The 16,148-nt window shown below is 40.2% G+C and carries 9 protein-coding genes; 8 read left to right on the plus strand and 1 reads right to left on the minus strand.

Annotation, left to right across the window (positions count from 1 at the left end):
- Positions 1 to 242, minus strand: a 242-nt coding sequence (locus M1P97_RS09175; RefSeq protein WP_249388891.1) for a transposase, incomplete at its 3' end; no start/stop codon positions are given.
- Positions 243 to 731: 489 nt separating this feature from the next.
- Here M1P97_RS09175 and M1P97_RS09180 point away from each other — a divergent pair.
- The 8 genes from M1P97_RS09180 (at position 732) to M1P97_RS09215 (ending at position 16,008) form a co-directional block, all read left to right on the plus strand.
- Positions 732 to 1,316: an RNA polymerase sigma-70 factor gene (locus M1P97_RS09180; protein WP_195370480.1), complete on the plus strand. Its 585-nt coding sequence runs from the start codon at positions 732 to 734 to the stop codon at positions 1,314 to 1,316.
- A gap of 78 nt (positions 1,317 to 1,394) precedes the next feature.
- Positions 1,395 to 2,381 (plus strand): FecR family protein, encoded by a 987-nt coding sequence (locus M1P97_RS09185; RefSeq protein ID WP_195370479.1) that lies wholly within the window; start codon positions 1,395 to 1,397, stop codon positions 2,379 to 2,381.
- A gap of 207 nt (positions 2,382 to 2,588) precedes the next feature.
- Positions 2,589 to 5,987, plus strand: coding sequence for a TonB-dependent receptor (locus M1P97_RS09190; RefSeq protein WP_249388892.1), 3,399 nt, complete (start codon positions 2,589 to 2,591; stop codon positions 5,985 to 5,987).
- Positions 5,988 to 6,004: 17 nt separating this feature from the next.
- Complete coding sequence (locus M1P97_RS09195; protein ID WP_195370477.1) at positions 6,005 to 7,768, plus strand: RagB/SusD family nutrient uptake outer membrane protein; 1,764 nt, start codon at positions 6,005 to 6,007, stop codon at positions 7,766 to 7,768.
- A 21-nt stretch (positions 7,769 to 7,789) separates the two neighbouring features.
- On the plus strand, positions 7,790 to 10,780 hold the full coding sequence (locus M1P97_RS09200) for a glycoside hydrolase domain-containing protein (RefSeq protein ID WP_195370476.1): 2,991 nt from the start codon (positions 7,790 to 7,792) through the stop codon (positions 10,778 to 10,780).
- Positions 10,781 to 10,970: 190 nt separating this feature from the next.
- Complete coding sequence (locus tag M1P97_RS09205; protein ID WP_249388893.1) at positions 10,971 to 14,114, plus strand: DUF5107 domain-containing protein; 3,144 nt, start codon at positions 10,971 to 10,973, stop codon at positions 14,112 to 14,114.
- A 204-nt stretch (positions 14,115 to 14,318) separates the two neighbouring features.
- Positions 14,319 to 14,879 carry an RNA polymerase sigma factor gene (locus M1P97_RS09210; protein WP_195370474.1) on the plus strand — a complete coding sequence of 187 codons (561 nt, stop codon included), beginning with the start codon at positions 14,319 to 14,321 and terminating at the stop codon, positions 14,877 to 14,879.
- A 136-nt stretch (positions 14,880 to 15,015) separates the two neighbouring features.
- Positions 15,016 to 16,008 (plus strand): FecR family protein, encoded by a 993-nt coding sequence (locus M1P97_RS09215; protein ID WP_249388894.1) that lies wholly within the window; start codon positions 15,016 to 15,018, stop codon positions 16,006 to 16,008.
- The last annotated feature ends 140 nt before the right edge of the window (positions 16,009 to 16,148 follow it).

Consider the following 16,148-nt stretch of genomic DNA (forward strand, 5'->3'; position numbering starts at 1 on the left):
ATTTTACGGCAGGAATAGATATTGTTCAAGTACCCATAAAACAGGACCTTGAGCATCATACGGGGATGGTAGCTGCTGGTGCCTCCTCCTTTATATGTCTGAAGAAGACTGCTAATATCCAACGCGTCTACAACACTGTTTACAACACGAACGGGATGATTGGGAGCTATCTTTTCCGATAAACTGACCGGAAAAAGTACATTTTGGTTGGAAGTTAACTCTTTAAATACTATCTTAGCCATTGCTATAATGTTTGTTTGTTGCAACGGTAAGATACTGCTTTTTACCGAAATAAACAATAGCAAAAGGGGCTATCCGACTTTTTGGACAGCCCCTTTTTTATAAACTACTTCTTCTTTTTACCAAATATTTTTAGCAATAGTGGAAGAATTGAAACTGTTAATAGGGATTGTGCCTGTATTAGCAGAATTGATATTTTTCATTTTGAGTCTTGTTTTAAATGAAAGAATCGAGTTCTTGAGGAACTATGGTGATTATTGAACAGCAATTAGCTGTAAATTAGTTATATATGTAAAAAGTATTATTGCCTCATATATATTCTTTTTTAAAGACTCTTTCTTTATTTATAATGAAATCATCGGATTCGAACGCTCAAATTAACCATTTATAATATAAATAGTTTATATTTGTCATTGAAGAAAGACATTAGTTCCTCAAGAACTTCGTATTATAACTGATGAGGATTATTGTACAATTAAGAAATTCATAGCTTGGGGCCTATTGATGTATATAGAATAAAAGAAGGAGATCAGGAAGCTTTTAAAAGATTTTTTGTTCACTTTTATCCGAAGCTCATGTCGTTGGCTTGCCGTTTTGTAGATGATCAGGCCGCTAGAGATTTGGTACAGGATATTTTTGTATTCTACTGGGAACAAAAACAACAAATAGATGTAGACAATGTGCAATCTTATCTTTTCAAAGTCCTTCAAAACCGGTGCTTGAATTATCTGAAACATCAAATGGTTATAGAAGAATATACTGCTAAAATACGAATAGCGGAAGCTCGTATTGCTTTCCTGAATGATCGGACTGATTCTAATGATGTTTTGAAACAAATAATTAATTGGGATCTCCGTGAACAGATTGAGGCTTCTGTAAAAAAATTATCCCCAAAAGCAGCGGAAGTATTCCGTTTGTGTTATTATGAGGATATGCCACACAAAGAAATTGCTGATAAACTTAAAATATCAGTACGCACAGTTGCGAGCCATATCCGGACTGCAGTACTTTTTCTGCGGGAAGATTTAAAAGATTTACTAATACTTTATATCGTCTTTTTCCGGATTATAAATTAAGTTGAACTTTTTTCATTTTTGACTACGTAGTTTTGAATGCTTCAGTTGTCTTCTTTATATAAACGATAAGGAAGATGTATGAATGAGGAAATATTAATACGATTTTTAACCCACCGTTGCACACCGGAGGAAATAGAAGAAGTCGATAGATGGATTGCTGCCAATCAGGCTAATGCCGATTGGTTGTTTGAGATGGAACGCATCTGGAGTTTGAAAGATCAGCTGCGTTTTTCTGACAAACAAGAGATTGAAATGGCCTATGCTCGTTTTATGTCCGGATTACAGGAAAAGGATATAAAAATGGAGACAGGCCGAAAAGGTCCTTATCTATTTTGGATGAAATATGCTGCAGCGGTCATATTGATTGGATTACTAAGTACTAATCTGTATTTTCTATTGAAGGAAGAACCATCTTCTATGAATATGGTTGAAGTTCCTAATGGTCAAAGAGTTTCTTTGACCTTATCCGACGGTACAAAAGTCTGGCTGAATTCTCATAGTAAATTTACTTATCCTGCCCGGTTTTCTTCTAAGAACCGCGATGTTGAACTTGAAGGTGAAGGTTTTTTTGAGGTAGCCCATAACGAAAAAGTCCCATTTGTTGTACATGCCGATTTACTTCAGGTAAAAGTATTAGGTACTAAGTTTAATGTAAAAGTATACAATGAAGAACCTTCTGCAATAACGTTGGCTGAGGGAAAAGTAGAAGTCGCTACAAATGATAATGAGCATAAAGTCACTTTAAGACCTAATGAGCAGGTTACCTATTCAAGAGAAAATGGCTTGGCTGTTAATAAGTCGGTCAATACATCTTTAGTCAGATCGTGGACGGTTGGTGAAGCGGCTTATGTGAATGAGCAGTTGATTGATATTGTGACTGATTTGGAGCGTCGTTTCAATGTTCATATCATTGTGAAAGACCAGGAACTCGATACCGAATTGTTTACCTGTCGTTTTAAAGAAACGGCTAAAATAAGTCAGGTATTGACATTATTGAAAGATACCCGCAAACTGGATTATAAAATTCAGGGGGATCAGATACAAATTTATAAACCTTTAAAATGAGGATGCTTATGAAGAAAACTTAGATGTTATAAGAAATGAAGAACCGAAGATGCCGCAAACATCCCCGGTTCGGATTAAGCAAGTAACGCATTAGAGACAACCTAAATTTATTACTAACTAATCATTTACAAATGTATGAAATTTATTATGAAAAGCATGTCATGCGATAATAAGAAGTCGCCATGGCTCCGAAAAACTTTGTTTATTATGAGATGTATCTTGTTGTTCTTACTATTGGGTACAATGCAAATTACTGCAAGTGTGACTTATTCGCAGTCGGTAAAATTCTCTCTGAATGTAGAGAACTCTTCGGTGCAGGATGTCCTTTCAATTATTGAACAGAAAAGTGCATTCTATTTTACTTATAATGTTAACCAGATTAATACACAACGTAAAGTTTCTATAACGGTGGAAGACAAAACTGTTACAGAAGTATTGAACCAGCTTTTTGAAAAAGAAGGTATAAAATATCTGATTAGCGATAAACATATTGTTTTATATAAAGCTGATGAAGTCGTTCCAGCTTTGGAAAATATCAATCAGCAAAAAGGTATTACTATCTCAGGGGTTGTAAAAGATTCGAATGGGGAACCGATCGTTGGTGCAAATGTTCTGGAGAAGTCTGCAACCAATGGGACTGTAACTAACATGGATGGTCAGTTCACATTAACTGTTCCTGCAAATGCCAAATTAGTTATTTCTTATATAGGCTATAATACACAAGAGATTAATGTTGCCGGAAGAACAGTCATAAACGTAACTTTAAGTGAAGACTTTAAAGCGCTTGATGAAATTGTCGTAGTTGGTTATGGTACACAAAAGAAAGTAAATCTGACAGGTTCTGTTGCTTCTGTCAGTTCGGAAGATATCAAAGATCGCGTACAGACAGATGTATTAAGTTCCATTCAAGGAACGATTCCGGGGGTAACTATTATTTCCCGTCCAGGAAAAGATGTTTCTATAAACTTTCGTGGTCGGGGTAATTTGGGAACTTCCGAACCTCTTTATGTAATTGATGGGGCTATTGCCGATGCAACTTTCTTTTCTAATCTGGATCCGAACAGTATTGAAAATATTTCTTTCCTGAAGGATGCTGCATCTTCAGCTATCTATGGTTCACGTGCTGCCTATGGTGTTGTCTTAGTTACAACAAAGCAGGGCAAGGACGGACGAATGGAAGTCTCTTACAGTGGTATGGTGGGGATGAAAGCACCGACCTATACACAGGACCTTGTCAACTCATGGGAATATGCCGAATTATATAATGAGGCATTGTATAATACGAATCCTTCTGCAGGGAAAAATCAGGGGTATTCGGATAGTGATATAGAGCTGTTCAAAAAAGGAACCGAGCCTGATCTGTATCCGAATACGAATTGGGTGGATCTAGTATTCGATGATTGGACCGTTACGACCAAACATTCTTTGAACTTTTCGGGAGGAACTAAGAAGTTACGTTATTTTGCAGGATTGGGTTATGTCTATGATACGGAGAATATCCGGAATCGGGATACCCGACGGTATAATCTGAATTTGAATGTATCATCGGATGTAACTGGCTGGTTAACATTTCGCGGAAGTGTGAAGTATATCCAGCGTAATAAAGATATTGACGGAGGAACACCTTCGTTTGATAATATGCTGATCGTTCCGAGCACCTTCGTTGCCCGTCAGTCCAACGGCGAATGGGGATCAGTTGAGTCGGGTCATGAAGCCAGTGGTACGTTTGCCGGTGGTAACCCGTTACGTGCCTACAGTACGAATGACTGGACTAAAAATACGATTGAAAATTCAATGTATGAACTTGCATTCGATTTAAAGCCGATAAAAGGTCTGGTTATCACAGGCCAGGGTACTTATAAATCGTATGAATACAAAAACAAGGCATACACTAGTTTAAAAGATGATGTACCCAGTTTCTTGAATCCAGGTACAGTAATCGGTGGTACGGGGAATACGGTTAATTCGATGGAGGTAAACTGGAAAAAAAATAATTTCCTGACTTATACAGGTACTGCCAGTTATAATTGGACAAAAGATATCCATTCGCTTTCAGCTTTGGCTGGTGTATCTTATGAACATTATCAGGAAGAAACATTGATGGCTTCCCGTCAGGACTTCCCAGCTGATTCATTTGACGATCTGTCCGCAGGAGCAACATCCGGTTCATTATATAAAAATGGTTCCAGTATGCAAGAATATAAGATGTTTTCTTATTTCGGTCGTATCAACTATACATTAATGGAACGGTATATGCTTGAAGCAAATTTTAGAGCAGATGCTTCTTCCCGTTTCCATGCAGATAATCGTTGGGGATATTTCCCTTCATTTTCAGCAGGCTGGAGAATCAGCGAAGAGTCTTTTATGGAAAGTACACGTAACATTATTGATAATTTGAAACTCAGAGCATCTTATGGAACGTTGGGTAATATTAATAATGTAGGTAATTATGATTATTTTCAGAATTATGGAAGCCGTAAGATTTCAGATGTAGACGCTTATTACTCTTTTGGTGACTCACCAGCCAAAGTGATTGAAGAAACGAAGCCTGCTAACCACTCATTGAGCTGGGAAAAGGTGGCTTTGACTGATATTGGTCTGGATTTTGATTTATGGAATGGTAAATTGAGCGGTACGGCTGATTATTATATCAAAAATACCAGCAACATTCTGATGGCTTACAATGTGCCTTTGGAAACAGGTATTACAAATGCACCTTCACAAAATGTAGCGAAAGTACGTAATCGTGGGTTTGAATTTGCATTGGCACACCGTAATACGATAGGAGATGTCTCTTATATGATCAGTGCAAACATTGCAACAAACAATAATGAGATAACTGATTTATCTTCTTCGAACGATATTATCAAGAATCTGGAAAATGGTCATGGCGTAGCTAAGTATATTTTGCGTGAAGGTGAATCTATCGGTTCTTTCTACGGTTTTAAGAGTGATGGTTTATATACACAGGAAGATATCGACGCCGGACATTATTATACTTATGGTGGGGTCACTCCGAATGCTGGTGATACTAAATTTATTCCTCAACGCAAGTTGAATTGGGGTGAAGAAATTACGGATAACGACCGTACGATTATTGGTTGTGAAGTTCCTGATTTTACTTATGGTATCAATTTTTCGGTAAATTACAAGAACTTTGAATTCTCGATCTTCGGACAAGGAATCAGTGGTGCAGATGTGGCCTTTGAAGTTTATCAGGTACATCCGTTCTTCCACGGTCAGGATAATCCTAGAAGATATCATATGGGCAGATGGACTGAAGCGAATCCCAACCCTCATGCTATTTATCCGAGAATTTATACGGCTAGTAGCCCGCATACAACTTATAACAGGGCATTTAATGACTATCACTTGTTTGATGCCGACTATTTCCGTTTCAAGACAATGACTTTGGGTTATAATGTTCCGAAGAATGTAGTGTCCCGTTTAGGTATCTCTTCTTTGAAGGTATATCTGACTGGTGAGAATTTATTCACTATTCGTGCAGACAAGAAAATGAAGGATTTTGATCCGGAAGCAACCAGTAGTACTGTCCGTGCTTTGGGTAGTAAATCTTTAGCGTTTGGTGTGAATGTATCATTTTAATTGAAGGAGAATTGTTTATGAAATTACATATAAAAAGTTTAGTTCTATTTTGCGCATTGACAGGTGTATTAACCTCTTGTGATATGGATGTGGTTCCACCGGCAGAGATCTCTGCTGAAAATTTCTGGCAGACGGAAAAGGATGCTTGGTATGCTTTGAACGGCTGTTATCAATCGATGCCGGGACTGGATATCTGGGATGAAATGTGTACGGATAATGCACACAGCCATAAGCCATGGGAAGGTAATATGGAGATGGTTCAGCAAAACGGTATCAATACTGCTGCCACTTATGGGGATTATAAATTTAATGCAATCCGGACAGCCAACTCATATATAGCTCGTGTTGATGGTTGTGATATGAGTGAAGAACTTAAAGAAAGGACAAAGGCTGAAGCTCGTTTTTTCAGGGCTTTTGCTTATTTGAATCTGACCCAGTATTTTGGTAAAGTCGCTATTGTTACAGACGAACTCCCTTATGATGCACCGACTGTTACCCGTAATTCTGTGGAAGAAGTTCGTGATTTCATCCTGACGGAACTGGCTGAGGCTGCAGCTATATTGCCGGAGAGTTATAGTGGTGGTTTCATGAATGAAACAGGTCGTGTGACGCGCTATGCCGCTTTATCTCTACGTGCTCGTGCTGCCTTATATTTCGGCAATTATGCAGAAGCAGAGAAATCGGCTAAAGCAGTAATGGAGAGTGGTAAATATTCATTATTTAAACTGACGTCATTAAGTGCAGCCCAGGAACAGGAGGCCAAAGAAATGGATTTGTATATAGATTTTGCCGGATTGGGAATTGATAAGGATAAATATGTGAAAGGTATGTTTAGCTATGAGGCCCTTTGGCAAGGAGCGAATGCAACACCGGCTAATCCGGAATATGTGTTGACTCATGAATATATGGAAGATCCGTATGCTTACGATCAATACCGTTATACTTATTTTATTCCATTGTCAATGTCTATTCAGCATGGTTATTCATCTTTTGAACCGATGCAGGATTTGGTAGATGCTTATTGGAATATAGATGGAAAGACTCTTCCGGAGAAGATTTCAGTAGATACTCGTAAGGCTAATTATGATAAGATATGGAACTATGCGAAAAATCTAAGTGCAGGAGATTATAAAGCTTTTGCTACCAGTTCCAATCTGATGACCTATGATTATATGAAGGAGTTCAAGAATCGTGACAGTCGTTTGTATGTGACGTTGATGTTTCCGTTTAAGGGATGGCATGAAACAGCTGTTGGTGAATTTTATTACAAATGGGATCCGGATGTGATCAACAAGAATGGTAATGAATCGTGGACAGGATTCAGTTATCGTAAGATGGTGTCCTGGAATCCTTATGTTGCCAGTCCGTATGGTGCAGCCGAAGATTATCCGACTATCCGTTATGCCGAAGTTTTGCTGACATTTGCCGAAGCTCATTTAATGACAGCCGGTTATGATGATCAGGTTCGTTCTGCTTTGAATCTGCTGCGTGATCGTTGCGGTATGCCGGATGTTCCGGTTTCTTTGGGTGCACAGGAAGCAATCGATTTTTTACGTAACGAAAGACGTGTCGAGTTGGCTGTAGAAGGTCATCGTTACGATGATGTAAGGCGCTATGGAAGCGAATATTGTAATAAGTACCTGAATGGCCCGTCAACTGCTCCAAACGGTTATGTGGTAATTGATAAGAAATGGGATGATCGTTTGATGTTGATGCCGATCCCAACTACTGCCATAGATGTGAATCCATTGTTGAAGGATGATCAGAATCCGGGTTATTAATTTACAATCAATGATGAATCGATGAAAAAATATATAGGATATGTAGGACTGTTCTTATGTTTGTTGTCTTGTTCCCCAAAAACGGAAACTCTGAATGGAGATAATCAGTATCTTCCGTTTGCCCCGGATGGAATACCTTTCACGGTAGCAGATACTATGTGGAGAGCTGATATGCAAGGTAATCACAGAGCAGTAGTGCAGGTTTCCGATATAAATGGTAATACAGCTGTTAAGGCTGTATTACCATGGCGTCGTCCGGATTTACGTCCTGAAACCAAAAAGATTATAGTTGTTGATGCGCAGACCGGTCAGGAGATCAAGAATGTAGAAGTGTCGGACTTTTCTTTGGAGTCTGGTACGGTTACTTTCGAGCCTGTATCGGGAAAAGGACTTTATTATATTTATTATTTGCCTTATAAATATAGAAAAGGATGGGGAGATGCCCGTTATGGTAAACCTTGGAATGACTATCTGCCTCCGGTTTATGAGGCGGATGATACCTGGAAGTCTGCATTATCGGTAGATCTGCCTGAAGCAGAGGTACTTCGTTTTGAAAGCCGTTCTAAATTCGATGCTTTTACTCCAATGGGAATTATTGCAACGGTCGCTGAAACGGATAGTTTATTGAAACAGCATCCGGAAACTCCGATCCTGTTTCCGGAAGACAGGGCTTTTCCGATTCGTTTACCTCACCAGCTACCTGTTCGTTGGGTGAAAAATGGACCTGCCGGATCATTTGCAGGTGTTGCTTTACGAAATGAATATTATGTCTGGCAGATTGGAGTTTGGGCAGCTCGAGAAGAATTGAATGACGTCAGGCTTTCATTCAGCGATTTGACAAATGGTTCTGCCACGATTGCTAAAGAAGAGATTACTTGCTTTAACCAAGAAGGTATTAACTGGGATGGGAAACCGATCACTTTTAATATTCATGTGCCAAAGGGAAATATTCAGGCTCTTTGGTGTGGAGTTCAGATTCCTGAAGATGCAAAAGCCGGGGTTTATCGTGGGACTGTCGATTTTTCAGCCAAAGGGGTTGCTTCAAAAGTAATTCCGGTTGAGATAACTGTTAAGGGAGAGATCCTGGCAGATAAAGGAGATGGTGATCTTTGGAGACATGCTAGGTTGAGATGGCTGAATTCCAGGATTGGTGAAGATAACGAACCGGTTACTCCTTATCAGGCAATGAAGGTTGATGGCGACAGAATTCAGGCCACAGATAAAACGTTACAGATAGCATCTAACGGATTGCCTGCTTCTATCCAAATCAATGGCGAACAGGTTCTGGCAAAGCCATTCCGTTTCGTTATCGTTACAAATAAAGGATCTGTTTCTTTTGATGCGACGGACGCTGTTTTGAAGAAAGAAGCAAATGGCCTGGTTTCCTGGAAGTCCTCTTATTCTAAAGACGGTATCTATTTTACGAACCATGCTTTTATGGAGTATGACGGATATGTCCATTATGATTTACAAGTTTCTGCAGAACAGGATATGGTAGTGAAGGATGTACGTTTGGAAACCGACTATACACGTTATGCTTCGGAGTATTTCATGGGTACAGGTTTTGGCGGAGGCTTCCGGCCAGTCTCCTATCAATGGAACTGGGAAGGTCCATGGGATAGCTATTGGATGGGAAATGCAAAAGCAGGTTTACACGTAGAGTATAGAGGGGGGAGTTATCATGGTCCTCTGTTGAATGACTACAAACCAGCAGCACCCAGAGCTTGGTCGAACCATGGAAAAGGTACGGTTCAGATATCAGGAGCTAAAGGGCAAAGTGCTAAGGTTGTGGCAAGTACAGGTGTAGATACTTTGTCGGAACAACCTCGGAGTTACGAGTTTGCCTTATTGATTACACCACTTAAACCATTGGAACCTGCGAAGCATTTTTCTGAACGCTATTATCATGCGGAACATACGGGATTTGATAAAGCGGCCGAGGAGGGTGCGAATATCATTAATATTCATCATGCAAAACCTTTGAATCCGGTTATTAATTATCCGTTTATCGTACGAGATTCGTTGATTGGATTTATCAAACACGAGCATGAGTTCGGACGAAAGGTCAAATTATATTATACCATTCGTGAATTGACGAATTATGTACAGGAGATCTATGCCCTGAAAAGTTTGAAACATGAGATATTTGTTTCTGGTCCGGGATATGGTTTACCTTGGCACTGTGAACATTTGATCGATGATTATCGGGCAGCCTGGTATTCGGAAATGCCTAATGAGACTTCAGATGCAGCTTTGGTATTGAATGGTTTTTCCCGCTGGATCAACTATTATCTGGAGGGGCTGCGTTGGATGTTTGAGAATTATGATCTGGATGGAATTTATATGGATGACGTTTCATTCGACCGTCCGGTGATGAAGCGTATGCGGAAGATTATGAATCAATATCATCCGGGGGCTTTGATAGATTTACATTCCAATACATGGTATTCCGTTGGCCCCGCAAATCAGTATACAGGCTTTTTCCCATATGTAGATCGGTTGTGGTTTGGCGAGAGCTTCAAGTACAACGAAATGCATTCGGATGAATGGTTTGTAACTTTCTCCGGTATTCCGTTCGGTGTAATGAGTGAGATGTTACAGGATGGTGGTAACCGTTTCTTGGGTATGGTGTACGGAACAACTGCACGTCATTCTTACGGAAAATATTCACCGGCTCCGGTTTGGGATTTGTGGAAATCGTTTGGTATAGAAGATGCAAAGATGCTTGGTTACTGGGATGAAGTTTGTCCTGTCAGGACTTCGGATCCGGAAGTGAAAGCTACGGCTTATGTAAAGTCTGATAAGGTTCTGATATCGATTGGAAACTTCTCAAATCAGGAAAAAAGTATTTATCTGACTTTTGATTGGAAGGCTTTAGGTATGAATGAAGCAACCGTTTCATTAGAAGCTCCGTTTGTAAAAGATTTTCAGCAGGCTTCTACTTTTAAACTGAATGACAGGATTCCTGTAAAAAGTAAAGAGGGTTGGTTGCTGGTTTTATCAAAAAGGTAATAGCCTCCAGCCTAATCAATCCAGCAGTAGAGTGATGATAACCTTGTTTGGATCTTCATCAAGAATACTATGAAAAGAAAGGAAAAGGAAGATCTTTATTCTAATCCTGTTTGTGGGATATTAGAGAAGAACTTCCTTTTCTGTCTTTATAGATCTTCTTAAAAGTTTTGATTTATATAAATAGATTACCATGAAAAAAAGTATACTCCTTCTTTGTGCCACCGCACTATTGCAACCATTGTCCGCACAGCAACAGGCGACAGTCTCCGAAAATGTACAAACAGTTAAAACGTATCCTTTCTCCGATCCGGATCCGGTGGCAGATCCCTCCGATCTGTTTTATCCTTATTTCCGTTTTGATGGTTTTTCTGCTAAAGGAACCGACCGGCAATGGAAAGTAGTCTCTCTTGAAAATGATTATATCAAACTGACTCTCTTTCCTGAGATAGGTGGAAAAATATGGGGAGCTGTAGATAAAACGACCGGTAAGGAGTTTATCTATAATAACCACGTCGTGAAGTTCCGTGATATTGCGATGCGTGGTCCGTGGACATCAGGCGGTATCGAGTTCAACTTCGGTATTATCGGTCATGCACCGACTTCCAGTACGCCGGTTGACTATGTGACCCGGCAGAAACCGGACGGAAGTGTGAGTTGTTATGTCTCTTCTTATGAACTGGTAACCCGGACGCTGTGGACCGTGGAAGTGAATCTGCCGAAAGATAAGGCTTACTTTACGACAACAACGACCTGGCATAACAGTTCATCCATCGACCAGCCTTACTATCAGTGGATGAACGCAGGCTATCCGGCAGCGGGAAATGCCGAGTTCTGCTATCCTGGAACGAACTACATCGGACATGGCGGCGAACTCCATTCTTTCCCTCTGGATGAACAGGGGCGTGATATCTCCTGGTATGAAAAGAATGACTTCGGCAATTCAAAATCGTATCATATAGTAGGAAAGTATAACGATTTCTATGGTGCTTACTGGCATGACAACGATTTCGGCTCCATCCATCATGCCGGTTATGACGAGAAACTGGGAATGAAGATTTTCTTGTGGGGCCTTTCCCGTGAGGGAGGTATCTGGGAAGATTTATTGACGGATACCGACGGGCAGTATATCGAACTGCAATCGGGTCGCATGTATAATCAGCCGGCTTCCAACAGTAGCTTAACTCCTTATAAACATACGGCATTCGGTCCGCAGGCAACGGATCGATGGACCGAGTACTGGTTCCCGGTAAAAGGAATAAAAGGAGTCTCAAAGGCGAGCCGTATCGGAGCTCTTAACGTGTTGAGGGAAGACGGTTTTCTGAAGTTGTATTTCTCTCCTTTGCAGAAATTATCTACAAGCATAAAGCTGTATGAAGGAGAAAAGGAAGTGAACTCCATCCCGTTGAACTGCGGTGTACTGGAAACCTGGAAAGATTCTATCCCATTGAATAAGGCTGTTGCCGCCGGTAAACTGAAAGTCGTGGTAGGCGAGGATTTGCTGGTGTATTCGGAAGTACCTTCGGATAACATCACCAGTCGCCCGAAACAACTGCCTGCCGATTTTGACTGGAACTCGGTATATGGTCTTTATACACAGGGAGAGCAATGGATGAATCAGAAAGTACTCGACAAGGCAGAAAAGTTTTTACAGGCTTCCCTCGAAAAAGATCCTTATTTCGTGCCTGCACTGACTGATCTTGCTTCCCTTTATTATCGTCAGGGACGTTATGACGAAGCGCTAGCCCGTTGTAAAACAGCATTAAGCATTAACACGTACGATGGAGATGTCAACTATCTGTATGGTTTATGCAACATGGCATTGGGAAATCATACGGATGCCAAAGACGGTTTTTCGGTAGCTTCCTATTCTCCGGGAGTACGTAGTGCAGCCTATGAGAAATTAGCAGAAATGTTCCTGCTCGATAAAAACTGGGCAAAGGCTGAACATTATGCCTTGAGAAGTAAAGAATTCAATCGTATGAATCTGAGTGCTGACCATGTTTTAATGGTGGTTTATCGGAAGACGAACCAGCCGGAGAAAGCCAAAGCGCTTATCGATCCGTTGCTGGAAGATCTTCCGCTGTATCATGCGGCACGTTTTGAGAATTACCTGCTGAACAGAATGGATGAAAAAGACTTCGGATCTCTGATTCGTAACGAGCTTCCTTTTGAGACTTATATGGAATTGGCAGAATGGTATGAAGCAGTAGGTTGTAATGAAGAGGCCCTGACCTTATTCTCTTTTGCAGAAAATTATCCGATTGCAGGTTATAAAAAAGCTTGGCTATTGCATAAGAGTGGAGATGAGGCCGGAAGTATGGTTGCGTTAGAAAAGGCAAACGCTCAGTTTCCGGAAGCCGTATATCCTTTCCGTCCCACTTCTTTAAAAGCGTTGGAGTGGGCAAAGATGATTCGGCCAGACTGGAAAATCAGCTATTATGAAGGTTTGATTTATTGGGCTAATCAGGATAAAGCGAAAGCATTGGCATTGTTTGAGGGGTGTAGTGAAGCGAATTATGCACCGTTTTATCTGAGTCGTGCTTCTTTAAAAGAGGGTGAATCCCGGTTGAGAGATTTGTTAAAGGCAGAGCAGATAGAGATGTCGTGGCGCACCGGATTTACTTTGATCAACTATTATATCTCCAATAATCAATGGCAACAGGCTGTTGAAATCGGAAAGAAATATATTAAAAAATATCCTTCGAACTATTATATTGGCTTGAAGTATGCAAAAGCATTATGTGAAACGGGCCAATATCAGCCATGTATCTCTTTGTTAAGTAGAATACAGGTGTTACCGAATGAAGGTTCATATGCAGGACGTGCAGTTTATCGTGAGGCCAATTTGTACCGGGCGATGGAACAACTGAGGAGCAAGAATTATAAACAAGTGATGAAAAGTGTAGAAGCATCGAAAGAATGGCCGGAGAACTTAGGTGTAGGTAAACCTTACGATAATATGATCGACAGCCGTCTGGAAGATTATCTGGAAGCAAAGGCGGCTGCCGGGCAAGGAGATGGGCAGAAGGCATCTGCGCTGTTATCTGCCGTTGTCGGTTATCAGACATCCCATTCTTATTTCGATTCTGGAAACCTGTTAAGTGCTTTGGCTTTACGTGAGTTGGGTAAAGAGTCGGAGGCTAGTCGTATGGTTACTTCCTGGAGTACGGAGTTCCCGGGAAATCGTATAGCAGAGTGGTGTACCTCTATCTACCGTAGTGAAAAAGAGAAAGCTGCAGAAATGCTCAAGTCACGGAAGGAACAGACGGATACGACGCCATGGGAATCTTCTTTCCGTGATTCTAATTTTGAGCTGATCGTCCGTTTGTTTTGATTTTTATGAGTTATTACTGCCTGTTTGTATGAATTGACTGTAAGTGTATATCGACCCGGAGTGACACACTTATTGTTGCTTCGGGTTGTAATATGTTTCTTGGGTTTTGTATTTTTCTTTGGTGGATAAAATTATTATCTTTGATACTTTATTTCAGGAAGAAACATAAGAACTTATGTTTAATGGAGGGAGATTGCGATAAGTATGGATAATGAACTTTTATATCGTCTTAAGGAAGGGGACAGGGATGCTTTTAATTCCGTCTATTGGCGGTATAGTCCGAAAGTATACAATACCGTTCTATATTTATTGAATGATTCTGATATAGCTGAAGATGTGGTGCAGGAACTCTTCCTGACTATTTGGGAAAAACGCGAGAACATTCAACCTGAGCTTAATTTTGAAGCTTATATTTCAATTATCGCCCGTAATTTAGCTTATAAATACATAGAAGAAGCTCTTCGTAAAAATCAACCGCTCGAAGAGCTCAATGATATAAAACTGATATCCAGTTCAGAAGAAGATGCCATTGAAGCCGATTCATTGCGGGAGTATATTTTTAATGTCATTTCGTCATTCCCGGAAATGCGTCGGAAAGTATTTATCATGAGCCGTTTTGAAAATCTGTCGCATGCCGAAATAGCAGAAAAACTAGCTTTATCTGAACGTACGGTAGAAGCCCATATCTACCAGGCTTTGAAAGAACTTCGTAAAGTGTTGGGTAATAAGGCTGTGGCTTTCCTTCTTATTTATCTTTCTTTGTAAAAGCAAATATTTCTTTTCTAAATGCATTCTTTGATTTATGACTAGTATGTAAATTAAAGTTAAATACAAATGTTTTTTATCTTTCGACTAAGTAGTAGATACATTGGGAAGACTATTATATATAAACGAATCTATAATGAGAATAGAATTACTTCACCGTCTGATAGCAGGTTCCACTACTGAAGAAGAAAATCGGCAGTTGATGGAATGGTTCCGGCAGTGTGCATCCCGGGAAGAGTTTTTTAAACTTTTCGAGAGCGCATGGAAAGAGAGTCCGGATGAAATGCCCAGAGATGTACAGGAACGTATGTATCGTCGGTTAAGTCGTGGTTTGGATGAAGAGAAAAAACAAGCTAAAGTCATTCTGTTGCTTTCGCGTTTTTCCTGGAAAATCTGTCAACGGGTTGCGGTGGCTTGCATAATCGTTGTTTTAAGCTTGGTCAATTACAATATGTATCATAAGCAGAAACAATTATCGACACAGAATTTCATGGTATCGGCAGAGAAGGGACAACGGGCTTTCGTTACTTTGCCTGATAGTACGAAAGTGTGGTTGAACTCTGATACGAAGATCAGCTATCCGGCAGACTATGGTATGAAAGAACGGAATGTGGCATTGGTGGGGGAAGCTTATTTTGAAGTTGCTAAAAATCCGGCCAAACGTTTTGTTGTGGAAACCAAAGGTATGCAGGTGGAAGCTCTGGGAACTGCATTCAATATAAATTCATACAAAAATGATAATAAAATTATTGCATCGCTGTTTTCCGGTTCCGTACGAGTGAGTTATGAAGACCATGTAGCGATCCTCAAACCGCACGAATCAGTAAAAGTCGACCTGTTGACCCGCAACTTCCTGCAGTACGAAGATAATAACCTCAAGGATATAGCCCTTTGGCGGGAGAATGAAATCACATTCGACGGTGAATCCTTGGAAGAGATTGCAGGTATCATAAACCGTCTGTACAATACGACCATATATATAGAAGACGAATCGTTAAAGAAAGAATGTTATATAGGAACTGTTCGTAATAACAGTCTTGAAAACTTTATCGACATCATCAACCTGACTACTCCCGTGGTATATGAGAATAAAGGTGATACCGTATTCCTGAAAAGAAGGGATCCTTAACAGGGCCTGTTAACCATATATTGAAATAAATCTAATGTCTAATCTAACAGAATGCCTATGAGGAAGGAATAAAAAGAAAAGAGGTAACCCTTTACAGAGCTACCTCGTCAATACAATTTTTGCAGATATCCCTTAAGTTG

It is taken from the genome of Parabacteroides leei (genome assembly GCF_023369805.1).
In the GTDB taxonomy this organism is placed as follows: Bacteria; Bacteroidota; Bacteroidia; order Bacteroidales; family Tannerellaceae; genus Parabacteroides; species Parabacteroides leei.